The organism is Pseudomonas putida S13.1.2 (genome assembly GCF_000498395.2).
GTDB classification, from domain to species: Bacteria; Pseudomonadota; Gammaproteobacteria; order Pseudomonadales; family Pseudomonadaceae; genus Aquipseudomonas; species Aquipseudomonas putida_Q.
The window spans coordinates 6,279,468-6,303,946 of the sequence record NZ_CP010979.1 but is presented as its reverse complement, the minus strand read 5'-3'; the positions used below and the strand labels follow the sequence as shown (position 1 = coordinate 6,303,946).

Below are 24,479 nucleotides of genomic sequence, written 5' to 3'. Positions count from 1 at the left end.
CATCCCCTTCCTACGGCATCATTGCAGAATTTGTCCGGCTGCCCCAAAGGACCGCCCATGAATCTGCCCCCCCGCCAACAACAAATCCTCGAACTGGTGCGCGAGCGCGGTTACGTCAGTATCGAAGAAATGGCGCAGCTGTTCGTCGTTACGCCGCAGACCATCCGTCGAGATATCAACCAGCTTGCCGAGCTCAACCTGCTGCGCCGTTACCATGGTGGCGCGGCGTATGACTCGAGCATCGAGAACACTGCCTACGCCATGCGTGCCGACCAGATGCGCGATGAAAAGCAGCGTATCGCCGACGCCGTGGCCCGGCAGATTCCCGACAATGCCTCGGTGTTCATCAACATCGGCACCACCACCGAATCCATCGCCCGCGCACTGCTCAACCACAACCACCTGAAAGTCATTACCAACAACCTGCACGTGGCGGCGATCCTGGCGGCCAAGGACGATTTCGAAGTGCTGGTGGCGGGTGGCACGGTGCGCCGGGATGGTGGAGTGGTCGGCCAGGCCAGTGTCGACTTCATCAACCAGTTCAAGGTCGATTTCGCCCTGGTGGGTATCAGCGGCATCGACGAGGACGGCAGCCTGCTCGACTTCGACTACCAGGAAGTGCGGGTATCCCAGGCGATCATCGCCAATGCCCGGCAAGTGATCCTTGCCGCCGACTCCAGCAAGTTCGGGCGCAACGCCATGGTGCGCCTGGGCTCGATCAGCCTGGTCGACTGCCTGGTGACCGACCAGGCGCCTACCCCCACCCTCACTCAGCTGCTGAACCAGTACAAAATCCGCCTCGAAGTGGTTTGAGGGCTGGCGGGGGCTTGCCGCAACATTTGTGGCATGCACCCACAAACCTCAGACCGCACAGCCGAAATTTTCGAAAATGTTCACTTTATTGTCATTTGATCAGTTTTTTCTATAAAGACTGGCTGGCGACGGGCGTTCTGTTGCGCTAGTATTTTCGTAAACGAACATCAATGTTCACTTTCGATGTGAACAGCCCCCAGGAGGCCTTGCCCGTGACCCAGCCCGTTTCGTCCCAGCCACCATTCGCCGACTGCTATGACCTCGCCGTGATCGGCGGTGGCATCAATGGCGTGGGCATCGCTGCCGACGCTGCCGGGCGCGGCCTGAAGGTGTTCCTGTGCGAAAAGGACGACTTGGCCCAGCACACCTCATCGGCCAGCAGCAAGCTGATTCACGGTGGCCTGCGCTACCTGGAACACTACGAGTTCCGCCTGGTACGCGAAGCCTTGGCTGAGCGTGAGGTACTGCTGGCGAAGGCGCCGCACATCGTCAGACCGATGCGTTTCGTCCTGCCACATCGCCCACACCTTCGCCCGGCCTGGATGATCCGCGCCGGCCTGTTCCTGTATGACCACCTGGGCAAACGCAAGCGCCTGGGTGCCTCGCGCAGCCTGCGCTTCGGCCCGGGTTACCCGCTCAAGCCGGCGATCACGCGCGGTTTCGAATACGCCGACTGCGCGGTGGACGATGCGCGGCTGGTGGTGCTCAATGCCATGGCCGCCCGTGAGCACGGCGCGCACATCCATACCCGCACCCGCTGCCTGCGCGCAGAGCGCGTGGACGGCGTGTGGCAGGTCGAGTTGCAGCATGCCGATGGCAGCCTGCAGAGCATTCGCGCCCGGGCACTGGTCAACGCCGCTGGCCCATGGGTTGCCAGTTTCATCAAGGACGACCTCAAGCTCGATGCGCCGTACGGCATCCGCCTGATCCAGGGCAGCCACATCATCGTGCCGCGCCTGTACGAAGGGGAACATGCCTTCATCCTGCAGAACGAAGACCAGCGCATCGTCTTCTGCATCCCTTACCTGGACCGCTTCACCCTGATAGGCACCACCGACCGCGAGTACAGCGGCGACCCTGCCAAGGTGGCGATCACCGAACAGGAAACCGACTACCTGTTGAAGGTGGTCAACGCGCACTTCAACCATCAACTCAGCCACGGCGATATCCTGCACACCTACTCCGGCGTGCGCCCGCTGTGCAACGATGAATCAGACAACCCGTCTGCCGTCACCCGTGACTATACCCTTGCGCTTAGCGCAGCGTCTGGCGAGGCGCCATTGCTGTCGGTGTTTGGCGGCAAGCTGACCACCTACCGCAAGCTGGCGGAGTCGGCCATGAGCGAACTCAAGCCGTTCTTCAGCGAGATGGGCAAAAGCTGGACTGCCGACGCACCATTGCCCGGCGGTGAAGACATGAGCACGCCCCAGGCATTGGTCGAAGCGCTGCTGGCACGGCATCAATGGCTGGCAGTGGACATCGCCAAACGTTGGGCGGTGACCTATGGCAGCCGCACCTGGCAACTGCTGGACGGCGCACAGGGCCCGGAAGACCTGGGCCAGGCCATGGGTGGTGGCTTGTTCACCCGCGAAGTCGACTACCTGCGCGCAACCGAATGGGCCGTCACCGCCCAGGACATCCTGTGGCGGCGCAGCAAACTCGGCCTGTTCACCAGCCCCAGCGAGCAGCGGGCGCTGGCCGATTACCTGGCTCAAGGCGACGCCCGCAGCAACGCCGCCTGAACCTGCGGGGCGACCGCCATGCGGTCGCCGCCCTCAGGCTTCCCGCTGGTACGCCTCCCGGGCCAGCTCCAGGTACAGTGCGCGTTCCTGGGCATTGAGCGACGCCATCAAAGCCGCGGCGCGTTCCAGATAGTGCTGCTCACCCGCTGCCCCAGTCTCGCGCTCGGCCTGCTCCAGCTGCTCATGAAAGGGCGCTGCCAGCGCCTCGAAGCGTTCAGGGGAACGATTGCGCACATACTCATGCCAGAAATCGCGCTCAGCCAGTGCGCGGCTGAGCACCTCGATGTTCTCTCCAGCCAGCACTTGAGCCCCCGCACGCCTTGCCTGGGTTGCCGTGACACGGCTGTGTTCGGGGTAGTTCATGTGCCCGGGTTGCGCCGGCAGCCCAAGCCGGTCAGCCAGGTTGACGCGGTAGGCGAGGTACACCTCAATATCATCCACGGCAGCATACGGGTCCCTGCGAAGGTCCTGAATATGTCGGGCGGCAATGCTGTCCACCTGATCCAGGCGATACAGCGAACGCCCCAGGCGCAACAAGGTCTGCTCCGCCTGCATGACTGAACCATCACCTGTCGAATTCAGGGCAATGTGCGCCCTGACTTCCAGCTGACTGAGGATCAGCAGCAGCCGGTCCTCACAGGTCCGGCGCCCCTGGGTCTGCCAGAACACGGCTTCGCGCACGTCAGTGTTGTCCGTGCACAGTTCCAGAATCCGCCATACCCTTGCCCGGTAATAACGCGGGTGGTCGAGGAAGTCGTCGGAGCTGGCGAAATCTGCTAGAAAACGAAACAGGTCTGCCGACTGCGGCTCCTCGCTCAGCTGGGTCCAGATGTGCATGCGCCGGGTGCGTACCGCCTCGGTAGCACTTCCCAACCATTCCTCAAACGCGCCAACATCAGCAATGGCGTGATGGTAGGAGCTGCTGCGGTGGACCGGCGAGTCACTGAGGCTGCTGGCAATCGACGCCTCGCTCGCCTCGTCCAGAGGGTTGTCATGCAGCGACAGGCGCTGCAGTCGCGCGCCCAGTGTGCGCAGGTGCCCGTTGACCTGGCGAATCTGGTTCTCACGCATGTCCACCAGGCCGCGCCAGGGCATCATGTCTTCGTCTGCCAAGGTTTGCAGCCCGGTAGCGCGCAGCGATACCTCACGCAAGTGGCGCAAGCCCGAAAGGTCAGGCACCTGGCCCAACGGGTTGTAGTTCAGATCGAGCACCTGGAGCAACGAAAGGCTCGCCAGCCTTTGGCTGCCTGGGGTATCGACGATTATCTGGTTACCCGCCAGACGCAGGCTGCGCAGTTCGGTCAAGCGCTCCAGGCCAACGGGCAAACGAGTCAACTGGTTGTTGCGCAGGTCGAGTTCGCGAAGGTGGGTGAATCTGCGCAGGAAATCCTCATCGATCTGCTCAAGGCCCATGTTGCGCAGCGTCAGGCGTCGAACATGGCCAAACTCGATGCCCGCCGGCAAGCTCGGCAGGCTGCCCACCTCTTCGCCGTCGATATGCAGCGAAAAGTCGTCACCGGCAAGGCCAGCGGTCTTGCGCCGCCAGGTGCGCCTGATCTGATTCACCACACGCTGGCGGCGCAGGCCGTCCATGAAGCTCACGCGCTGTCGTTGCCAGGTGTCGAGCGCCTCGCGCAAGCCATGCAACTGCCGCTGGAGCTGGCTGAGGTGGTCCCACAGGCCAACCCCGCGGTCTGCCAGGTCGCGCAGATAAGCGTCCAGCTGTGCGTCGGTCAAGGTCGGGAAGATGTCATGTATGCCGCTACGGATTGCCCGCCGGCTGCTTTCGCCCCCTCCACTCAACGCATAACCGACGCGGCTATCGATTCGCTGTGGCGGGCTATAACGTTCTGCGACAGGCGCCAGCCCCATCAACTTTGCCGTCCTCTCCCGATCCGCGCTGGCCAGGCGCGCAACCCGGTCGCCAAGTTCGTGGGCCGTGAGCTGGCGCCCGCCGAGCATGGCCCTCTGCCCTTCATCCAGCGTGTGGATCAGGCATGGCAAAAGGCCTTGGCCCAGTACCGGGGCGTGGGCATCGGCCAATTGATAACCCTGTTCGGTGTGGATGATGGTTCTGAGGTCAGTTGCATTGACGTCCCCGCTGGCTGCCACCAGACGACCTCCCGCCTCCCCTAGCCGCAGCTCGATGCGCACCGAAGCCGGCCACGGTGCCCGGTGGGCGATCCATTCCAGTACCAGGCGCTGGGTATCGGCATTCACGGCACCTTCGTGCTCGAATCCCATCAAGGCACGGTCCACGCGGCTTTCGCGCAAGTACCAACGGGCACGCTCGGCCATGGCCAGCGGCACCCGGCCGCTTTCCAGCAACGCCTTGATCTGCGCACCGTTGGCCGATGCAATGATCTCTTCGGCGCCACGCACCGACAAACCGGGGAATACCTTGATCAGCAAAGCACCGGCGGCCGATGCCGTGCTTTGCCCCGCGGCTAGCTCACGTTCGAACGCGCGCCCCTGCAGGCGAGGCTCCGATGCGTGGAGTTCGTAGCGCTCATGGGCATCGCGCAGACGAGCGGGTGCGGGCTTCCCTTGCAGGTGCAGATGGCGCAACTGGTCCTGGTCAAAGCCGGTGATACGCAGGAGCGTTTCAGCACGTTGGTCAGACGTCAGCGCGAAGGCCCCGTCAAACCTGCGCAAAAGCGCACCACCGCCATCCAGGTAATGAGCAGAGGGCGGCCAGTGCGCCAGCCTCGCACGGCCCTCGCCCTCGTGCACGGGTCTCAGTGCATCGACAAACGGCACACGCTCCAGGGCTCGGCCTACTCCCGCATGCACAGCACCCACCACGGCGCCGGCCGCCAGGTTCTGCGCCACGCCCATGAGGTGATCGAGCGCCCCCTGACGGTCGCCGATGCGCCAGTCCGCATAGCCCTTGTACACTTCGCTGACCACATCCACCGCCGCCACGGCGAACATCACCTCCCCCAGTATCGGAATGAACAGTGCCGCCAGGTTCAACGTATCGAGCCCCGCGCTCTTGAGGGCCTCCAGGCGCTGATGGCGCTCCATTGCGGTTTCGTCAGCGGTCGGGACCGCCAAGACCCTTGCGTCATCGAGCATCTTGTCTACCTGCAAGCCACGCATGTAGACAAACAGCGGTGTCTCGATGGCGAAATTGCGTCCATCCAGAACTGCTGGCGCTTGCCCATGGCTCGCCTCGATCAAGCGCTCAAGGGTTGCGATGAAGGTCGGCCGGTCGCGCTCACGGATGAAACGACGGAAAAACGAGCGATAGTGGGGCGCACGCAGGCGCTTGGCCAACCACCGGTACAAAGCGTCCCAGCTAGCGTGCCTGGCCACCGGTCGCTGCGGGTCCTGTGGTATCCAGCTGATGATGCCTTCCAGCGGCCCGTCCGCGTGTTCGCGAACCTCCAGCGTGACCACCCCATGTATACGCTTGCCCAGCAGGTACAGCTGACGCGGTGTGACAACGCCAGTGACCGCAGGCACGACAGGTTTGGCGGCGACCACAGGCAACAAGCGCAGGTAGTCGACTTCGTCCAGCTCGGACTTGATGCGGGCCATGCGCACCGCAACATCCATCTTCGCCCGCAGGCTCTCCTCAAGCATCCGCTGGACCGCTTCCCGAACCAGGTTTTCAGGCGTTGGCGGCCGGCTTTTCGGAAACAGTTGGGCGCGCAACTTTTGCTGATACTGCCCACCAATGTCGAGTTGCCTGCAGCAGCGGGCAAACGCCTCGTACGTCAGCGCCAGCGTGCGCCCCTGGGCGTCCAGCAGATGGGCACGCCGAAGGAGTGACGGCACGGTATCGGCTTCGTGAAAGTTGTGCAGCGCGGCCGTGAGTAAAGGTTGCACGCTGTACACCGTGCGCCATGGTGTATGCAGGCGTGGCGCCGCGCTGGGCATCGGCACATCATCCTCGATGTATACCTGCATGCTGCGCACATCGACGTCGGCCACGCCCTCGGCGCGCAATGCCGGTTCGAGCAGCTGCGTGGCAAAGGCCTCCAGGCTGGGTATGCTGGCCAACCTGTTTTTCACACGTTCGGCTGCTGCCTGCTGGGTGCGCAGCGCCCGGTGCAAGGTCAGCAAAAGGTCGGCATCGGCCGTTTTCAGCCAAGCCGCCATCTGGCGGGCAATGAAAGCGTCGACGGAATCGGAAGGAATCGGGATCACGGACACGGCAGGAGCTCCAGAGGATGAAGCCGCAAGCTCACCAGTTCGCTTTCCGTGACGGGTGTTACTTAATGCTGGCGCGCCACGTTGAGAGCGCCGTCACTCGTTCGGATAGCCGAACGAAATTCCGCCCCTCGTTCGGTGATCCGACAACAGGAGAATGCTCAAAAACCTTCACACAGGGTTCATGCCCAGGCTTTGCGCGGGGTTATGATCATTGTCAGAGCTTGGCACGAGTCATGCTCTACACTTGGAAGCCGAATGCACATCGCTTCATGCTGTATTCGTTGAACGAAAGAGTCCGCCAACGGCTCCATAAAAAAAACAAACCCGTCGAGGAAAATTTGATGCGTATCGTTCGTCAATTGCTGGGCGCCGCCATCGCGGCCGCTGTGATCGCTTCGCCGGCCATGGCCGAAGAACTGACTGGCACCCTGAAGAAGATCAAGGATTCGGGCACCATCACCCTGGGCCACCGCGACTCCTCCATCCCGTTTTCCTACCTGGCCGGCAAACCCGAGCCCGTGGGCTACTCGCATGACATCCAGCTGGCTGTCGTCGACGCCCTGAAGAAGCAACTGGGTACGGACATCAAGGTCAAGTACAACCTCGTCACCTCCCAGACCCGCATCCCGCTGGTGCAGAACGGCACCGTAGACCTTGAATGCGGCTCCACCACCAACAACGTCGAGCGCCAGCAGCAAGTCGGCTTCTCGGTCGGCATCTTCGAAGTCGGCACCCGCCTGTTGACCAAGGTCAAGGACGGTCAGCCTGCATACAAAGACTTCCCGGACCTGGCCGGCAAGAACGTGGTGACCACCGCCGGTACCACCTCCGAGCGCATCCTCAAGGCGATGAACGCCGACAAGCAGATGAAGATGAACGTGATTTCCGCCAAGGACCACGGTGAAGCCTTCAACATGCTCGAAAGCGGCCGCGCCGTGGCCTTCATGATGGACGACGCGCTGCTGGCCGGTGAAATGGCCAAGGCGCGCAAGCCAGCCGACTGGGTCATCACCGGCACCCCGCAGTCGTACGAAATCTACGGCTGCATGGTGCGCAAGGAAGATGCTGCGTTCAAGAAGGCGGTCGACGACGCCATCGTGGGCTACTTCAAGTCGGGCGAAGTCAACAAGAGCTACGACAAGTGGTTCATGCAGCCAATCCCGCCTAAAGGCCTGAACCTGCAGTTCCAGATGAGCGACGAGCTGAAAAAGCTGATCGCCGAGCCGACCGACAAGGCCGCGGACGAGAAGAAGTCCTGATCCTCAGATAGTGGCCTGGTGCGCAACAGCACGAATCAATTCTGCAGGCCACTCATTAGTGTCTAACCTTTCATCCGAGGGCGCCAAGCGCCCCCGGATGCTCGAAGGTGCCCGTGAAACAACCGTCTGAGGGGAAATCCCGATGAATTACAACTGGGACTGGGGCGTGTTCTTCAAGTCCACCGGCGTGGGCAGCGAAACCTATCTGGACTGGTACATCACCGGCCTGGGCTGGACCATCGCCATCGCCATCACCGCCTGGATCATCGCGCTGCTGCTGGGGTCGCTCCTCGGTGTCATGCGTACCGTGCCGAACCGCCTGGTATCGGGCATCGCTACCGCCTATGTAGAACTGTTCCGCAACGTGCCACTGCTGGTGCAGCTGTTCATCTGGTACTTCCTGGTACCGGACCTGCTGCCGGAAGGCTTGCAGGAATGGTTCAAGCAGGACCTCAACCCGACCACCTCGGCGCTGATCAGCGTAGTCGTCTGCCTGGGCCTGTTCACCGCCGCCCGGGTCTGCGAACAGGTGCGTACCGGTATCCAGGCGCTGCCCAAAGGCCAGGAAGCCGCTGCCCGCGCCATGGGCTTCAGCCTCCCGCAAATCTATAACAACGTGCTGCTGCCGCAGGCTTACCGGATCATCATTCCGCCGCTCACCTCCGAGTTCCTCAACGTCTTCAAGAACTCCTCGGTGGCGTCGCTGATCGGCCTGATGGAGCTGCTGGCGCAGACCAAGCAGACCGCCGAGTTCTCCGCCAACCTGTTCGAAGCGTTCACCCTGGCCACGCTGATCTACTTCACCCTGAACATGGGCCTGATGCTGCTGATGCGCATGGTCGAGAAGAAAGTCGCCGTGCCTGGCCTGATTTCCGTGGGGGGCAAGTAAATGGACATGGATTTCAGCGAAATCATCCCGGCCCTGCCTGCCCTTTGGGAAGGCATGGTCATGACCCTGCAGCTGATGGTCATGGGCGTTGTCGGCGGTATCGCACTGGGCACCATCCTGGCGCTGATGCGCCTGTCGTCGAGCAAGCTGCTGTCACGTGTGGCAGGTGCCTACGTCAACTACTTCCGCTCGATCCCGCTGCTGCTGGTGATCACCTGGTTCTACCTGGCGGTGCCGTTCGTGCTGCGCTGGATTACCGGCGAAGACACGCCAGTGGGTGCGTTCACCTCTTGCGTGGTGGCGTTCATGATGTTCGAGGCCGCGTACTTCTGCGAAATCGTGCGTGCCGGCGTGCAGTCGATTTCCAAAGGCCAGATGGGCGCCGCGCAAGCGCTGGGCATGAACTACGCGCAAACCATGCGCCTGATCATCCTGCCCCAGGCCTTCCGCAAGATGACCCCGCTGCTGCTGCAGCAGAGCATCATCCTGTTCCAGGACACCTCGCTGGTGTACACCGTGGGCCTGGTGGACTTCCTCAACTCGGCACGTTCCAACGGCGATATCATCGGGCGCTCCCATGAGTTCCTGATCTTCGCCGGCGTCGTCTACTTCATCATCAGCTTCTCCGCTTCGTGGCTGGTCAAGCGCCTGCAAAAAAGGATCACCGTATGATTTCCATCAAGAACGTCAACAAGTGGTACGGCGACTTCCAGGTACTGACCGATTGCAGCACCGAGGTCAAGAAAGGTGAAGTGGTGGTGGTGTGCGGCCCGTCGGGCTCGGGCAAGTCCACCCTGATCAAATGCGTCAACGCGCTGGAGCCGTTCCAGAAGGGCGACATCGTGGTCGACGGCACGTCGATCTCCGACCCGAAAACCAACCTGCCCAAGCTGCGTTCGCGGGTGGGCATGGTGTTCCAGCACTTCGAGCTGTTCCCGCACCTGACCATCACCGAGAACCTGACCATCGCGCAGATCAAGGTACTGGGCCGGAGCAAGGAAGAAGCCACCAAGAAGGGCCTCGCCCTGCTTGAGCGGGTTGGCTTGTCGGCGCATGCGCACAAGCACCCTGGCCAGCTTTCCGGCGGCCAGCAGCAGCGAGTGGCCATCGCCCGCGCGCTGTCAATGGACCCGATCGTCATGCTGTTCGACGAACCCACCTCGGCACTGGACCCGGAAATGGTCAGCGAGGTGCTGGACGTGATGGTGCAACTGGCCCACGAAGGCATGACCATGATGTGCGTGACCCACGAGATGGGCTTTGCCCGCAAGGTTGCCAACCGGGTCATCTTCATGGACAAGGGCAGCATCATCGAAGACTGCACCAAAGAAGAGTTCTTCGGCGATCAAAGCGCCCGCGACCAGCGCACCCAGCACTTCCTCAGCAAGATCCTGCAGCACTAAACCGGCCACAGCATCCGCTGCCACGGGACCCACCGGGCAGCGGATGCTGGTCGTGACAAGGCCACTGTGATGAAATGCGACCCCTCGCTACTTCGCCCTGCCAAGCCTGCCGTGAAATCCCGTCTGATCCGCCAACTGCTGTTACCGCCACTGATCATCCTGCTGATGGTCGGCTTAGGGCTGGCTGGCTACCTGATCAGCGAGAGCAACGGCATTCGCACCCTCAGCGAAAACGGCGAACGCCAGCTGGAGCTGCACGCGCGCACGGTCGAAAGCGAAATCAGCAAGTACACCTACCTGCCGAGCCTGCTGGAGCTGGAAGACAGCGTCTCGCACCTGCTCACCGACCCGGATGGCGGCTCCCGTCAGGCGGTCAACGAATACCTTGAGGGCCTGAACAGGCGCAGCCGCAGCCGCGCCATTTTCGTCCTCGATACCAATGGCCGGGTACAGGCCACCAGCAACTGGCGCGACGCCGACTCGTTCCTCGGTGAAGACCTGTCGTTCCGCGCCTACTTCCAGACCGCCGTGCGCGGCGAGCCCGGGCGGTTCTACGGCATCGGCAGCACCACTGGGGAGGCCGGCTATTACCTGGCCCATGGGCTTGAAGAGCACGGCAAGATCATTGGCGTGGCAGTAATCAAGGTGCGCCTGGACACGCTGGAGGAGCGCTGGCAGCGTGCCCGCCTGGAGGCGTTCGTCAGCGACGAAAACGGTATCATCATCCTTTCCAGTGACCCGGCCCGGCGCCTGAAATCGGTGCGCCCGCTGACCCCGCAAATCAAGGAGCGCCTGGCGCGCAGCCTGCAATACTACTGGTGGCCGCTCAACGAACTGCAGCCACTGGCCCGGGAAACCCTGGCCGATGGCGTGGAAAAACTGACCTTCCCGGCCAACAGCGAAACTGCCCAGGGCAAGCAGCACGAAGTCGCCTACCTGGCCCAGACCCGGCGCCTGGCCGATACACCCTGGCACTTCACCCTGCTGACCCCGCTGCAGGACCTGCGCCGCGAGTCCATGGTGCAGGGCATCCTGGTGGGCGTGGCCTTTGCCTTGCTGGCAATCCTCGGCATTGCCTGGAACGAGCGACGCAAGGTCATCGCCACCCGCTTGGCGGCCCGCGAGGCCCTTGAGGAAGCCAACAGCCAGCTGGAACGGCGCATTGCCGAACGCACGGCAGACCTGCGCGCCAGCAACGAACGCCTGAAAGGCCAGATTCGCGAGCGCCGGCATGCCGAGCAGACCCTGCGCCACGCCCAGGATGAGCTGGTGCAGGCCGGCAAGCTGGCCGCCATCGGGCAAATGTCCACCAGCATTGCCCATGAGCTGAACCAGCCTCTGGCCGCGCTGCGCACGTTGTCTGGCAACACCGTGCGCTTCCTCGAACGCGGGGCACTGGAAACCGCCAGCACCAACCTGCGCACCATGAACGACCTGATCGATCGCATGGGGCGCATCACCGCCAGCCTGCGCTCGTTCGCCCGACGGGGTGACGACAGCGGCCAGGCCTCGCTGGCCAAGGCGGTGGAGGCCACCTTGCAGGTGCTGGCCAACCGTATCAGCGCCTGTCATTTGCAGTTGCACCACCAGTTCGAAGACCAGCAACTGGCCATCGACCAGACCCGCCTGGAGCAGATTCTGGTCAACCTGATCGGCAACGCCCTCGATGCCATGGCAGCGCAACCGTTGCCCCAGCTGTGGCTGGAAGGCGAGCTGCAGGGCGAGAAGTACCGCTTGCAGGTGCGCGACAACGGCCACGGCATCGACGCCGAGGCGCGCAAGCACCTGTTCGAACCCTTCTTCACCACCAAACCGGGCGAACATGGCCTGGGCCTGGGCCTGACCCTGTCGGCAAGCCTTGCCGCCGCCGCCAAGGGCAGCCTCAACGTCGAGCACCCCGCCACCGGCGGCACGGCCTTCGTCCTGGCCCTGCCCCTGGTCTCACCCCCTAGCGAATCGGCAGAGCACCCATGAACCAAGCGCCTCTTACCGTCCTGATTGTCGAAGACGACCCGCATGTGCTGCTCGGCTGCCAGCAGGCACTGGCCCTGGAGGACATCGCCTGCGAGGGTGTGGGCAGCGCCGAACAAGCGCTGGAACGCATCGGCGACGATTTCGCCGGCATCGTCGTCAGCGATATCCGCCTGCCGGGCATCGATGGCCTGGAGCTGCTCAACCGCCTCAAGGCCCGTGACCGCAGCCTGCCGGTGGTATTGATTACCGGTCACGGTGATATCGACATGGCGGTCGGCGCCATGCGCAATGGCGCCTACGACTTCATGGAAAAACCGTTCTCCCCAGAACGCCTGGTCGACGTGGTGCGCCGCGCCCTCGAACATCGCGGGCTGTCACGCGAGGTGGTGGCCCTGCGCCGCCAACTGGCCGAGCAGAGCAGCCTGGAGGGGCGCATCATCGGTCGTTCGCCAGCCATGGAACACTTGCGCGAACTGATTGCCAACGTCGCCGATACCTCGGCCAACGTGCTGATCGAAGGCGAGACCGGCACCGGCAAGGAACTGGTCGCCCGCTGCCTGCACGATTTCAGCCGGCGCCAGGGCCAGCCCTTTGTGGCGCTGAACTGTGGCGGCCTGCCAGAAAACCTCTTCGAAAGCGAAATTTTCGGCCACGAGGCCAACGCCTTCACTGGCGCTGGCAAACGCCGTATCGGCAAGATCGAACACGCCAACGGGGGCACGCTGTTCCTCGATGAAGTGGAGAGCATGCCGATCAACCTGCAGATCAAGCTGCTGCGCGTACTGCAGGAACGCACCCTTGAGCGGCTAGGTTCGAACCAGAGCATCCCGGTGGACTGCCGGGTGATCGCCGCAACCAAGGCCGACCTCGACAGCATGGGCCAGAGCGGCCAGTTCCGCAGCGACCTGTACTACCGGCTGAACGTGGTAACCCTGGAGCTGCCCCCCCTGCGCGAGCGCCGTGAAGACATCACGCAGTTGTTCGAGCACTTCCTCCAGCAGTCCGCACTGCGCTTCGACCGTGAAGCACCGGCGCTGGACAGCCAGATCCTGTCACGCCTGATGGCCCACGACTGGCCGGGCAATGTGCGCGAGTTGCGCAACGTGGCTGAACGCTATGCCCTTGGCCTGCCAGCGTTCAAGAAAGGCCCCAGCGGCGGCGCCAGCCAGGGCCTGGGCTTTGCCGAAGCGGTGGAGGCGTTCGAGCGCAACCTGCTCAGCGATGCCCTGCAGCGCACGGGCGGCAACCTGAGTCAGGCCAGCCAGGAGCTGGGCATGGCCAAGACCACGCTGTTCGACAAAGTGAAAAAGTACGGCCTCGGCTGACCTCAACCCAAACTGGAAAGACAACGTGGATCTGGTATTCAAAGCTGCCTTGGGCGCTGGCGTGGTGCTGCTGCTGGCGGTGCTGTCGAAGACGCGCAATTACTACATCGCCGGGCTGGTGCCACTGTTTCCCACCTTTGCCCTGATTGCGCACTATATCGTTGGCAAGGGGCGCAGCATTGCCGACTTGAAGACCACCATCCTGTTCGGCATGTGGTCGATCATTCCGTACTTCGTGTATCTGGCAACCCTGTATGTGCTGGTCGACCGCCTGCGCCTGGAGGCGTCGATGGCGCTGGCCACGGTAGCGTGGCTGATAGCCGCGACCGTGCTGGTGACCTTGTGGGTGCGGATGCACTGATCAAAGTCCGCGCTGGCTTCTTCGCGGGCTTGCCCGCTCCCACAGGTTCTCCACAATGCCTGAGATTGGTGCGGGACCTGTGGGAGCGGGCAAGCCCGCGAAGAAGCCAGCGCGGAGTCAGAGCCCTGCGATGTGCGTGACCCCTTGCCTGTGCGCCTGCAAATAAGGCAACACGGCCCCCAGCAGCGGCGCCTTGAACGGCTCCTGGAAGCGGTGCGCCAGCCCCGGTATCAGCCGCAGCTGGCTGCCTTGAATGTGCGCCGCCAGGTGCACGCCGTGCATCACCGGCAACAACGGGTCGGCCGTGCCATGCACCACCAGGGTCGGCACACGAAGCTGGTTCAAAAGCTCGACCCGGCTTGGCTCCGCCAGTATTGCCATGATCTGACGCTTGGCCCCGTCGGGGTTGAACGCCCGGTCGTAGGCGACTGCCGCCTGGTGCAGCAACACAGCCCGGTCGTCCCGCACCTCGGGGCTGCCCAGTGCCGCCAGCAGGTCGGCCTGCTGCTCGATGGCCACTTCGCGGTTTGGCGCGCTGCGCCGGGCCAGCAACTGCACCAATGCCGGATCCGGCGCCGGCAGCCCAGCCGCCCCTGAACTGGACATGACCAAGGTCAGGCTGCGCACGCGCTCGGGTGCCATGGCCGCCAGGTGCTGGGCGATCATGCCGCCCATGCTCACGCCCAGTACATGAAACTGGCGCACACCCAGCGCGTCCATCAGGCGCAAGCCATCATCGGCCATATCCGTCAGCGTGTAGGGCGCTGCCACCGGCAGGCCCAGCTTGTAGCGCAACAGCTCGACCGTCAGGTTGGCCGACGGAGGCATCTGGTTCCAGCGCGACAGGCCAACATCGCGGTTGTCATAACGGATCACCCGAAAGCCCTGGCGGCACAAGGCCTCGACCACATCGTCCGGCCAATGGATCAGTTGCCCGCCCAAGCCCATCACCAGCAACAAGGCCGGGTCCCGCTGCGCCCCGACGCTCTGGTACACCACGCTGACCGCGCCCAGCTCGGCACGCTGCACCGGCACATGGGGGTCACAACGCTGTTCGGCGAAACTCGCAGGTACGCTGAATAGGAAAAAAACAAAAAGCCAAAAAGCCCGCATGAGAGAAACACCAGAATGCAGATCCCCAGTAGAGCGCGAGTCTGATGAATTCTGTGCGAGCGCGCTGCCACAGTTCGGTGACAGTTTCATGACTCCCGCCAGGCGGTGCGGCCGAACGCCCAGTCGACAGCCGCAGCAACATGAGAGAAACTCAACTCATTCCCTGTTTCTTCAAACCTACACCCCGGAGTCAGCAGTGCTGGAGATCCGTCACCTGAAAACCCTTCATGCCCTGCGCGAAGCCGACAGCCTGGTGGAGGCCGCCGAACGCCTGCACCTGACCCAGTCGGCGCTTTCGCACCAGTTCAAGGAACTGGAAGAACGCCTGGGCCTGCCGCTGTTCGTGCGCAAGACCAAGCCGATCCGTTTCACCAGTGCCGGGCTACGCCTGTTGCAACTCGCCGATGCCACCTTGCCCCTGCTGCGCGGCGCCGAGCGCGACATCGCGCGCCTGGCCGGCGGTACAGCCGGGCGCCTGCACATGGCCATCGAATGCCACAGCTGCTTCCAGTGGCTGATGCCAACCATCGACCAGTTCCGCGACGCCTGGCCGGAAGTGGAGCTGGACCTGGCCTCCGGCTTTGCCTTCGCCCCGTTGCCGGCCTTGGCCCGCGGCGACCTGGACCTGGTGGTGACCTCCGACCCGGTGGACCTGTCGGGCATCACGTACGTGCCGCTGTTCACCTACGAGGCAATGCTGGCAGTGGCCAACCAGCATGCGCTGGCCAGCAAGCCCTACATCGTGCCCCAAGACCTGCTTGACCAGACGCTGATCACCTACCCGGTGGAGCGCGACCGCCTGGACATCTTCACCCGCTTTCTGGAGCCGGCCGACATCGAACCGGCCGCCGTGCGCACCTCGGAGCTGACGGTGATGATGATGCAGTTGGTGGCCAGCGGCCGTGGGGTGTGCGGCATGCCGCACTGGGCGCTGCACGAGTACAGCTCGCGGGGCTACGTGAAGGGCAAGCGCCTGGGCGAGAAAGGCCTGTTCGCCACCCTGTATGCCGCCGTGCGCACCGACATGCTCGATGCACCCTACATGCGCGATTTTTTGCTCACGGCCAAAGACACCTCCTTCGCCACCCTCGATGGTGTCAGCGCGGTGCGTTGAGCAACTGGCGGTACAGCGGCAGGATCAGGTCGTGGGTCAGGGGTGCCAGTTGCATGACGGGCGCCTGATCTGCGGCCAGCCAGACCACCTCTTCGATTTCAGCCGCCGGCACCACGGCTGCGGCGCTGTCGACACGGAACAGTTCCGCTTGCACCTCGAAGCCTGGCTCGTTGGCGGCTGGGGCACTGAACTTGCCCAGGTGCACGGCCTGGGCCGGGTCGATGTGCAGGCCCAGTTCCTCGTGCAACTCACGCACCAGTGCCTGCACCGGCGTTTCACCGGCATCGATCTTGCCGCCTGGCTGCATGAAAGCCCCGGTGCCGCGCTTGCGCACCAGCAGGGTGCGGCCCTGGGGGTCGATCAGCAGGGCGGCGGCGATGCGGATTATGTTCGGCATGGATCAGCTCACTTGAAGAAATCAAAAAAGATATCGCCTGCGCCGGCCCTATCGCCGGCAAGCCAGCTCCCACAGTTACCGTACATGTCTCAAGCTGGCGCGATACCTGTGGGAGCTGGCTTGCCGGCGATAGGGCCGGCGCAGGCAACATAGCATCCGCGACGAACGGCCCCTTGCCAACCCGCCCCACACCCTCCATAACCAACACATGAACCTGCCCGCCAAACACCACCCGGTGCTCGAGCTGTTCCACCCTGCCGTGCGCACCTGGTTCCGTCGCCATTTTGCTACGGTCACTGAAGCCCAGGCACAAGCCTGGCCGCTGATCCATGCCGGCCAGTCGATGCTGCTCGCCGCGCCGACTGGCTCGGGCAAAACCCTCAGTGCTTTCCTGGCGGTGCTCGACGAACTGTTCCGTGAAGGCCTGGAGCACCAAGGCGAACTGCCCGCGCAAACCCAGGTGATCTACGTTTCGCCGCTGAAGGCCTTGTCCAACGACATCCGCCTCAACCTGCAAGCCCCGCTCGAAGGCATCAGCCAGGCCCTCGCAGATCAAGGCCTGAAAGCCCCACGCATCACCACGGCCGTGCGCACGGGCGACACGCCGCAAAAGGAACGTGCCGCCATGCGCAAGCTGGCCCCGCACATTCTGGTGACAACCCCCGAATCGCTGTACGTGTTGATGGGCTCTGCTTCAGGCCGTGAAGGCCTGGGTAACGTGCACACGGTAATCGTCGACGAAATCCACGCACTGGCCGGCAACAAGCGTGGCGCGCACCTGGCACTGACCCTGGAACGCCTGCAAGCCTTGAGCAAACGGCCACTGCGGCGTATCGGCCTGTCCGCCACACAACGCCCGGTCGAGCGGGTTGCACAGTTTCTGGCCGGTAACGGGCGCCCCTGCGCCATCGTCGATGTAGGCCATGCGCGCCAACGCGATCTGGCCATCGAAGTGCCGCCAGTGCCACTGGGCGCGGTGATGGCCAACGATGTCTGGGGCCTGGTCTACGACCGCTTGGCCACCCTGGCCCGCGAACACCGCACCACGCTGGTATTCGTCAACACCCGGCGTCTTGCCGAGCGCATCACCCGTCACCTCAGCGACCGACTGGGCAAGGAGGCGGTAGCCGCGCACCATGGCAGCCTGTCCAAGGAGTTGCGCCTGGATGCAGAACAGCGGCTCAAGAGCGGCCATTTGCAGGTGCTGGTAGCCACCGCTTCGCTGGAGCTGGGCATTGATATCGGCGATATCGACCTGGTGTGCCAGATCGCCTCGCCGGGTTCGATTGCCGCCTTCCTGCAACGGGTTGGCCGCGCCGGCCACCAGGTTGACGGCGTGCCCAAGGGGCGCCTGTTCCCCACCTCACGCGATGACCTGATCGAATGCGTGGCCCTGCTGGACTGCGTGCGCCAAGGCGAACTGGACGAGCTGCACATACCCCGGGCACCGCTGGACGTGCTGGCCCAGCAGATCGTGGCCGAAGCCAGCAACCAGGACTGGCACGAACAAGCCCTGTTCGACTGCCTGCGCCAGGCCACGCCCTACGCCGAACTCGACCAGCGCCACTACCAGGCGCTGCTCACCATGCTCGCCGAGGGCTATAACGGCCGCCAAGGTATCCGCAGCGCCTATTTGCACCGCGATGCGGTCAGCGGCACGCTGCGCGGCCGTCGGGGCAGCCAACTGACGGCGCTGACCAGCGGCGGCACCATCCCTGACAACGCCGACTACACCGTGCTGCTGGAACCGCAGGCGCTGAACATCGGCAGCGTCAATGAAGACTTTGCCGTGGAGAGCATTGCCGGCGATATCTTCCAGCTGGGCAACGCCTCTTATCGCATCCTGCGCGTCGAGCCAGGCCGCGTACGGGTGGAAGATGCCCATGGCCTGCCGCCGACCATTCCGTTCTGGCTGGGTGAAGCGCCGGGGCGCAGTGATGAGCTGTCTGCCGCCGTGGCCCGGCTGCAAGCGCGAATCGACCAGCAACTGGCCCAGGCTGACGGCGACAGGGTCGAGGTACTGGCATGGTTGCAGGCTACCTTCGAACTGGGCGAAGACAGCGCCAGCCAGTTGCTCGACTACCTGGCCCGCACCCGCGAGGTGCTTGGCGCCCTGCCCTCGCAGGAAACGCTGGTGATGGAGCGCTTTTTCGATGAGTCCGGCGGGACCCAACTGATCATCCATTCGCCCTACGGCAGCCGCATCAACCGCGCGTGGGGCCTGGCCCTGCGCAAACGCTTCTGCCGCACCTTCAATTTCGAGCTGCAGGCCGCCGCCAGCGAGGATGCCATCGTGCTGTCGCTGTCGACCAGCCACAGTTTCGCCCTGGACGAGGTATGGCATTACCTGAATAGCCGCAACGCCGAGGCGGTCCTTGTGCAGGCACTGCTGGATGCGCCGCTGTTTGGCGTACGCTGGCGTTGGAACGCCGGCGTTGCAATGGCCCTGCCGCGCTTCGTGGGCGGACGCAAGGTAGCGCCACAGATCCAGCGCATGAAAAGCGAGGACCTGGTGGCCGCCGTGTTCCCAGACCAGATCGCCTGCCTGGAGAACATCGCCGGCGAGCGGCAGGTACCCGATCACCCGCTGGTCGAACAAACCCTCGACGACTGCCTGCACGAGGCGATGGACAGCGAAGGTTGGCTGGCCCTGTTGCGACGCATGGAAAGCGGGGCGGTACGCTTGCTGAGCCGCGACCTGCCCGCCCCTTCGCCACTGGCCTCGGCCATTCTCAATGCCCGGCCGTACGCTTTTCTGGACGATGCCCCGCTGGAAGAACGGCGCACCCAGGCAGTACTCAACCGACGCTGGAGCGAAGTGCACAGTGGCGACGACCTGGGCGCGCTGGACGCTGATGCCATCGCCGCCGTCGCGGCCGAAGCCTGGCCGCAGCCGGGCAATGCCGACGAAATGCACGAAGCGCTGATGGGCCTGGGCGCCATCAGCCAAGCGGAAGTGCAAGGCAATGCCAGCTGGGACCTGTTGCTCAGGCAACTGGCCAAAAACGGTCGGGCCTTGCGCCTGGCGGGCGAAAAGCTGTGGTTGGCGCGTGAGCGGTTGGGCCTGTTGCAGAGGCTGTATCCGGAGGCTGTGCTGGAGCCTGCCTTGCAGGTACTGCCAGGCTTTGATCAGGCCATCGACCCGGACCTTGCCCTGAGTGAACTGTTACGTGCCCGCCTGAGTGGCCATGGCCCCAAGACCGCGGCACAGATAGCGGCACCGCTGGGCAAGCCGTTGCCGGCCATCGAGCAGGCGCTGGCCCGCCTGGAAGCCGAAGGCTATGTGCTGCGCGGGCACTTCAGCCCAGGTGCAACCGACCTGCAATGGTGCGAACGCCATTTGCTGGCGCGCATTCACCGCTACACGGTCAAACGCCTGCGCCGCGAGATCGAACCGGTCAGCCTGCAGGACTTCATGCGCTTTCTGTTCGACTGGCAGCGCCTGGCACCTGACGAGCGCCTGCGTGGCCCGCAGGCGGTGGCCGAAGTGCTGGGCCAGTTGCAGGGGTTCCCCGGCGCCGCCGGGGCTTGGGAGGCGGAGCTGCTGCCTTCGCGCATCCAGGACTACAGCCCGCACTGGCTGGACGATGCCTGCCGCAGCGGGCAGTTTGCCTGGAGCCGGCTGGCGGCAACGGTGGCGAGCAGTACCCTATCGAGTACTCCACTGGTGCTGCTACCGCGCGACCAACTGAACACATGGCGTAGCCTGGCGCCCGCCCCAACGGTGGATGCCCTTGGCCTGCGTGCGCAACGTGTGCACGAAGCGCTGAAAACCCAGGGGGCGCTGTTCTTCGATGAACTGGCGCATGAGGCACATCTGCTGCCCAGCGAACTGGAAACTGCGCTGCAGGAGCTGGTGGGCTCGGGCCTGGTGGGCGCGGACAGTTTCACCGGCTTGCGCAGCCTGATCACACCTGCAGCCAAACGCAGCTCGCGCAACAGCCGTCGTGGCCACCCGCCGCTTTCCAGCAGCATGGCGCATGCCGGGCGCTGGGCACTGCTGCGCCGCAGCGATACGCCACCGGACCAAGACCAGCGCCTGGAGCACATCGCCCGTACCCTGCTGCGCCGCTATGGCGTTATCTGCTGGCGCATGCTGGAGCGCGAGAGCGATGTGCTGCCGCCCTGGCGTGAGCTGCTTCGCTGCTATCACCGGCTGGAGGCGCGCGGTGAGATCCGTGGCGGGCGCTTCATTGCCGGGCTGGCGGGCGAACAGTTCGCCTTGCCTGAGGCGGTGGGATTGCTGCGCCAAGTGCGCCGTCGCGAGCCGGATGGAGCGTTACTGGTAGTAAGTGCCAGTGACCCGCTGAACCTGATCGGCTCGTTGCTGCCCGGGGCGAAAGTGCCAGCGGTGAGTGGTAACCGCCTGTTGTATCGCGATGGGGTGCCGGTGGCGGTACGGGTGGCCGGGCGGTACTCGTACCTGGTCGAGGCCTGCGCACAAGAGCAGGAAAGCTGGCGGCAGAAACTGCTGCGTGACAAGTACTGAGCGTTACTGGGCGAGAATGATTTTCGCTACCCCGATTTTAATTTGCAGCGTCCGCCAACTTGGCTATGGTCGGGGTTTGCCCTCCAGGCCCTGAGCCTGACCGCGCCATCGCAAGGACCCTGTATGAGCCTGTCACTTCTCAGTCGCTACGCCTTCTTCGCCGCCTGTGTACTGTTCACCCTGGCGAGCCTGCCCTTCACCCACCACGAATGGTTGTGGCCGTTCACCCTGACCACTGGCATCCTCAGCCTGCTCGGCCTGTTCGACCTGCTGCAGCAGCGCCACGCCGTACGCCGCAACTACCCGATCCTGGGCAACATCCGCTATCTGGTCGAGGCCATCCGCCCCGAGATTCGCCAGTACCTGCTGGAATCCGACAGCGACGCCCTGCCGTTTTCCCGCGCCCAGCGCTCACTGGTGTATGCGCGGGCCAAGAACGAAGCCTCGGACAAACCGTTCGGCACGCTGATCGACGTTTACGAGTCCGGCTTCGAGTTCATTGGCCACTCCATGCGCCCGGCGCCGCTGGCCGACCCGAACAGCTTCCGCGTCATCGTCGGCGGGCCGCAGTGCAGCCAGCCGTACTCGGCATCGATCTTCAACATTTCGGCCATGAGCTTCGGCTCGCTCAGCGCCAATGCCATCCGCGCCCTCAACCAGGGCGCCAAGCTGGGCAACTTCCACCATGACACCGGCGAAGGCAGTATCAGCCCCTATCACCGCGAGCATGGTGGCGACCTGGTCTGGGAACTGGGCAGCGGCTACTTCGGTTGCCGCACACCGGACGGGCGCTTCGACCCCGAACGCTTCGCCGCCCAGGCGCGAAGCCCGCAGGTGCGCATGATCGAAATCAAGATGAGCCAAGGCGCCAAGCCCGGCCACGGCGGCATCCTGCCCAAACACAAGGTCACCCAGGAAATCGCCGAGACCCGCGGCGTACTGATGGGCGAAGACTGCATTTCGCCGTCACGCCACAGCGCTTTCTCCACGCCGATCGAGATGATGCAGTTCATCGCCCAGCTGCGTGAGCTGTCCGGCGGCAAACCGGTCGGTTTCAAATTCTGCCTGGGCCACCCGTGGGAGTTCATGGGCATCGCCAAGGCCATGCTGGAAACCGGCATCCTGCCCGACTTCATCGTCGTCGATGGCAAGGAAGGCGGTACCGGCGCGGCACCGGTGGAGTTCACCGACCATATCGGTGTCCCCCTGCGCGAAGGCCTGCTGTTCGTGCACAACACGCTGGTGGGCCTGAACCTGCGGGACAAGATCAAGCTAGGGGCCAGCGGCAAGATCGTCAGCGCCTTCGACATTGCCAGCGTGCTGGCCATTGGTGCCGACTGGGCCAACTCGGCGCGCGGCTTCATGTTCGCCATTGGCTGCATTCAGTCGCAGAGCTGCCACACCAACAAGTGCCCGACCGGCGTGGCCACGCAAGACCCGCTACGCCAACGCGCCCTGGTAGTGCCGGACAAGGCCCAACGGGTGCTGAACTTCCACCACAACACCTTGCGTGCCCTGGCCGAAATGCTCGCGGCGGCGGGCCTGGAGCACCCGGCACAACTGGAAGCCAAGCATCTGGTGCGGCGCGTCTCGGCCACCGAGATCAAGCTGTTCTCGCAGATGCATGTGTTTCTGAAGCCGGGTGAGTTGCTGACCGGCGAGGTGAATGGGCAGTTCTATTCGCGGATGTGGCAACTGGCCCGGGCCGACAGCTTTGAACCGCACAGCGAAGTCGCGGCCTGATAGACCCCTGGGGCTGCTGCGCAGCCCGATCGCGACACAAGGCCGCGCCTACAGAGATACGCGATCTCCTGTAGGAGCGGCCTTGCGTCGCGATGGGCCGCAAAGCGGCCCCGGCTATTTCAGATCAGGAAGCGGTACTGGCCACACCTTGCACGTCTTTCGGCGCCAGGCGCAACGCGTAGTACAGCACCGTCAGCAGCACCAGGAACGCCGGGCCAATGTACAGGGCCACACGGGTATCCTCGAAGTACGCCATCAAGCCAACCACCAGCACCAGGAAGCCCAGCGCCAGGTAGGAACTCAGCGGCCACAGCCACATGCGGTACTTCAGCGCCTTGCGCTCAGCGGTGGAAAGGCCGGCACGGAACTTGAGCTGCGCCAGCAGGATCATCACCCAGGTCCAGATCGCACCGAAGGTGGCAATCGAGGTTACCCAGACAAACACCTTTTCCGGCACCAGGTAGTTGGCCAGCACGCCCAACAGCAGCGCGCCAATCGACAGCAGCAGCGCATTGCGCGGTACGCCGTTTTTCGAGGTGCGGGCGAAGGCCGCCGGAGCCTGGCCGTTCTGCGCCAGGCTGTAGAGCATGCGCCCGGTGCTGAAAATGCCGCCGTTGCACGACGACAGCGCCGCGGTGATGACCACGAAGTTGATGATGCCGGCGGCGGTCTTGATGCCGAGGCGCTCGAAGGTCATGACGAACGGGCTGCCCTGGCTGCCGATTTCGTTCCACGGGTAGATCGACAGGATCACGAACAACGCGCCGACGTAGAACAGCAAGATACGCCAGAACACCGAGCCAATGGCCTGCGGGATGGTTTTTTGCGGGTTGCGTGCTTCGCCGGCGGTCAAGCCGATCATTTCCACGCCCAGGTAGGCGAACATCACCATTTGCAGCGACATCAGCACGCCGGTCACGCCATTTGGCATGAAACCGCCGTTGCTCCACAGGTTGGAGACACCCACAGCCACACCGTCATTGCCAAAGCCGAAGGCGATGACGCCGATGCCGCCCAGGACCATGGCGATGATGGTGACGATCTTGATCAGGGCAAACCAGAACTCGAACTCACCAAAGGCCTTCACCGCCACCAGGTTGACCGCGCCCATGCTGCCCAAGGCCGCCAGGGCCCAGATCCAGCGAGGGACGTCGGGGAACCAGATGCCCATGTAAATGGCCACTGCGGTAATTTCGGCGACACAGGTCACCAGCCACAGGAACCAGTAGTTCCAGCCGGTGAGAAAGCCCGCCAGCGGGCCGAGATAGTCTTGGGCGTAGCGGCTGAACGACCCGGCGACCGGGTTATGCACGGCCATTTCGCCAAGGGCGCGCATGATCACCAGGATGGCCAGGCCACCGATGATGTAGGACAGCATGATGGCAGGGCCGGCCATTTCGATGGCTTTGGCCGAACCGAGGAAAAGACCGACGCCGATACAGGCGCCCAGCGCCATCAGGCGGATGTGCCGTTCGCCCAGTTCACGCTTGAGCGGGCCGCCTTCATTGGCCTGGCCATGGGCAGAGTGGTTGCCGACTGGCATAGCAATACAACCTCATTTTGTTATTGGATTTGACCTTCGTGCAGCACCGGCCATGCCGATAGGCGTGGCGTTGGCTTGCCAGGCTGGCCTCGTGGGCCGGCCCGTGTGCCGGGATAGAGCGCCCGGCAGGGCGAAGGGGCCGAGCAGTATAGG

16 protein-coding genes are annotated in these 24,479 nt (G+C 63.8%); 12 read left to right on the top strand and 4 right to left on the bottom strand.

The features are described 5' to 3' along the window. Window positions 1–57: 57 nt before the first annotated feature. Both glpR and glpD read left to right on the top strand, forming a co-directional pair. Window positions 58–813 carry a DNA-binding transcriptional repressor GlpR gene (gene glpR, locus N805_RS27845; protein ID WP_019472056.1) on the top strand — a complete coding sequence of 252 codons (756 nt, stop codon included), beginning with the start codon at window positions 58–60 and terminating at the stop codon, window positions 811–813. A 212-nt stretch (window positions 814–1,025) separates the two neighbouring features. Beyond that, window positions 1,026–2,555 (top strand): glycerol-3-phosphate dehydrogenase, encoded by a 1,530-nt coding sequence (gene glpD, locus N805_RS27840; protein WP_026034525.1) that lies wholly within the window; start codon window positions 1,026–1,028, stop codon window positions 2,553–2,555. Between the two features lie 33 nt (window positions 2,556–2,588). Here glpD and N805_RS27835 read toward each other — a convergent pair whose 3' ends face one another. Continuing rightward, window positions 2,589–6,716, bottom strand: a complete 4,128-nt coding sequence (locus N805_RS27835; protein WP_019472054.1) for an NEL-type E3 ubiquitin ligase domain-containing protein — start codon at window positions 6,714–6,716, stop codon at window positions 2,589–2,591. Between the two features lie 341 nt (window positions 6,717–7,057). On the opposite strand from N805_RS27835, the gene N805_RS27830 reads away from it, so the two are divergent. The 7 genes from N805_RS27830 to N805_RS27800 all read left to right on the top strand — a co-directional run bounded on the left by N805_RS27830 (window position 7,058) and on the right by N805_RS27800 (window position 13,927). After that, entirely contained in the window at window positions 7,058–7,975 is a 918-nt protein-coding gene (locus N805_RS27830) for a glutamate/aspartate ABC transporter substrate-binding protein (protein ID WP_019472053.1), read from the top strand. A gap of 142 nt (window positions 7,976–8,117) precedes the next feature. Further along, window positions 8,118–8,864, top strand: a complete 747-nt coding sequence (locus tag N805_RS27825) for an amino acid ABC transporter permease (protein WP_016488794.1) — start codon at window positions 8,118–8,120, stop codon at window positions 8,862–8,864. After that, the gene (locus N805_RS27820; protein ID WP_016488795.1) at window positions 8,865–9,536 is read left to right on the top strand and encodes an amino acid ABC transporter permease; all 672 of its coding nucleotides are present in this window, start codon (window positions 8,865–8,867) and stop codon (window positions 9,534–9,536) included. It abuts the gene before it with no gap. Then, on the top strand, window positions 9,533–10,267 hold the full coding sequence (locus N805_RS27815; protein WP_019472052.1) for an amino acid ABC transporter ATP-binding protein: 735 nt from the start codon (window positions 9,533–9,535) through the stop codon (window positions 10,265–10,267). The genes N805_RS27820 and N805_RS27815 overlap by 4 nt, the downstream gene beginning before the upstream one ends. A 69-nt stretch (window positions 10,268–10,336) precedes the next feature. After that, complete coding sequence (locus tag N805_RS27810) at window positions 10,337–12,241, top strand: sensor histidine kinase (RefSeq protein ID WP_019472051.1); 1,905 nt, start codon at window positions 10,337–10,339, stop codon at window positions 12,239–12,241. 47 nt (window positions 12,242–12,288) lie between these two features. Further along, on the top strand, window positions 12,289–13,566 hold the full coding sequence (locus N805_RS27805) for a sigma-54-dependent transcriptional regulator (protein ID WP_230685744.1): 1,278 nt from the start codon (window positions 12,289–12,291) through the stop codon (window positions 13,564–13,566). Window positions 13,567–13,591: 25 nt separating this feature from the next. Beyond that, window positions 13,592–13,927: a GlpM family protein gene (locus N805_RS27800; RefSeq protein ID WP_016498198.1), complete on the top strand. Its 336-nt coding sequence runs from the start codon at window positions 13,592–13,594 to the stop codon at window positions 13,925–13,927. A gap of 117 nt (window positions 13,928–14,044) precedes the next feature. Here N805_RS27800 and N805_RS27795 read toward each other — a convergent pair whose 3' ends face one another. Continuing rightward, window positions 14,045–15,040: an alpha/beta fold hydrolase gene (locus N805_RS27795; protein WP_019471228.1), complete on the bottom strand. Its 996-nt coding sequence runs from the start codon at window positions 15,038–15,040 to the stop codon at window positions 14,045–14,047. Window positions 15,041–15,236: 196 nt separating this feature from the next. Here N805_RS27795 and metR point away from each other — a divergent pair, with 196 nt between their 5' ends. Beyond that, window positions 15,237–16,154 carry a transcriptional regulator MetR gene (gene metR, locus N805_RS27790; RefSeq protein WP_019471229.1) on the top strand — a complete coding sequence of 306 codons (918 nt, stop codon included), beginning with the start codon at window positions 15,237–15,239 and terminating at the stop codon, window positions 16,152–16,154. Here metR and N805_RS27785 read toward each other — a convergent pair. Next, window positions 16,138–16,551, bottom strand: coding sequence for an NUDIX hydrolase (locus N805_RS27785; RefSeq protein ID WP_019471230.1), 414 nt, complete (start codon window positions 16,549–16,551; stop codon window positions 16,138–16,140). The genes metR and N805_RS27785 overlap by 17 nt on opposite strands. A 208-nt stretch (window positions 16,552–16,759) precedes the next feature. On the opposite strand from N805_RS27785, the gene N805_RS27780 reads away from it, so the two are divergent. Together N805_RS27780 and N805_RS27775 are read left to right on the top strand one after the other, a co-directional pair. Further along, complete coding sequence (locus tag N805_RS27780; RefSeq protein WP_019471231.1) at window positions 16,760–21,040, top strand: DEAD/DEAH box helicase; 4,281 nt, start codon at window positions 16,760–16,762, stop codon at window positions 21,038–21,040. A 123-nt stretch (window positions 21,041–21,163) separates the two neighbouring features. Then, on the top strand, window positions 21,164–22,783 hold the full coding sequence (locus N805_RS27775; protein WP_019471232.1) for an FMN-binding glutamate synthase family protein: 1,620 nt from the start codon (window positions 21,164–21,166) through the stop codon (window positions 22,781–22,783). A gap of 124 nt (window positions 22,784–22,907) precedes the next feature. On the opposite strand, the gene N805_RS27770 is transcribed toward N805_RS27775, so the two are convergent. Then, window positions 22,908–24,326 (bottom strand): amino acid permease, encoded by a 1,419-nt coding sequence (locus tag N805_RS27770; protein ID WP_019471233.1) that lies wholly within the window; start codon window positions 24,324–24,326, stop codon window positions 22,908–22,910. Window positions 24,327–24,479 lie beyond the last annotated feature (153 nt).

Excerpts from the sequence above, each read along its gene's own strand:
- glpR (WP_019472056.1), top strand. The coding sequence starts at position 58 with ATGAATCTGCCCCCCCGCCAACAACAAATCCTCGAACTGGTGCGCGAG.
- N805_RS27830 (WP_019472053.1), top strand. The coding sequence starts at position 7,058 with ATGCGTATCGTTCGTCAATTGCTGGGCGCCGCCATCGCGGCCGCTGTG.
- N805_RS27825 (WP_016488794.1), top strand. The coding sequence starts at position 8,118 with ATGAATTACAACTGGGACTGGGGCGTGTTCTTCAAGTCCACCGGCGTG.
- N805_RS27820 (WP_016488795.1), top strand. The coding sequence starts at position 8,865 with ATGGACATGGATTTCAGCGAAATCATCCCGGCCCTGCCTGCCCTTTGG.
- N805_RS27815 (WP_019472052.1), top strand. The coding sequence starts at position 9,533 with ATGATTTCCATCAAGAACGTCAACAAGTGGTACGGCGACTTCCAGGTA.
- N805_RS27810 (WP_019472051.1), top strand. The coding sequence starts at position 10,337 with ATGAAATGCGACCCCTCGCTACTTCGCCCTGCCAAGCCTGCCGTGAAA.
- N805_RS27795 (WP_019471228.1), bottom strand. The coding sequence starts at position 15,040 with ATGCGGGCTTTTTGGCTTTTTGTTTTTTTCCTATTCAGCGTACCTGCG.
- N805_RS27785 (WP_019471230.1), bottom strand. The coding sequence starts at position 16,551 with ATGCCGAACATAATCCGCATCGCCGCCGCCCTGCTGATCGACCCCCAG.
- N805_RS27780 (WP_019471231.1), top strand. The coding sequence starts at position 16,760 with ATGAACCTGCCCGCCAAACACCACCCGGTGCTCGAGCTGTTCCACCCT.
- N805_RS27775 (WP_019471232.1), top strand. The coding sequence starts at position 21,164 with ATGAGCCTGTCACTTCTCAGTCGCTACGCCTTCTTCGCCGCCTGTGTA.
- N805_RS27770 (WP_019471233.1), bottom strand. The coding sequence starts at position 24,326 with ATGCCAGTCGGCAACCACTCTGCCCATGGCCAGGCCAATGAAGGCGGC.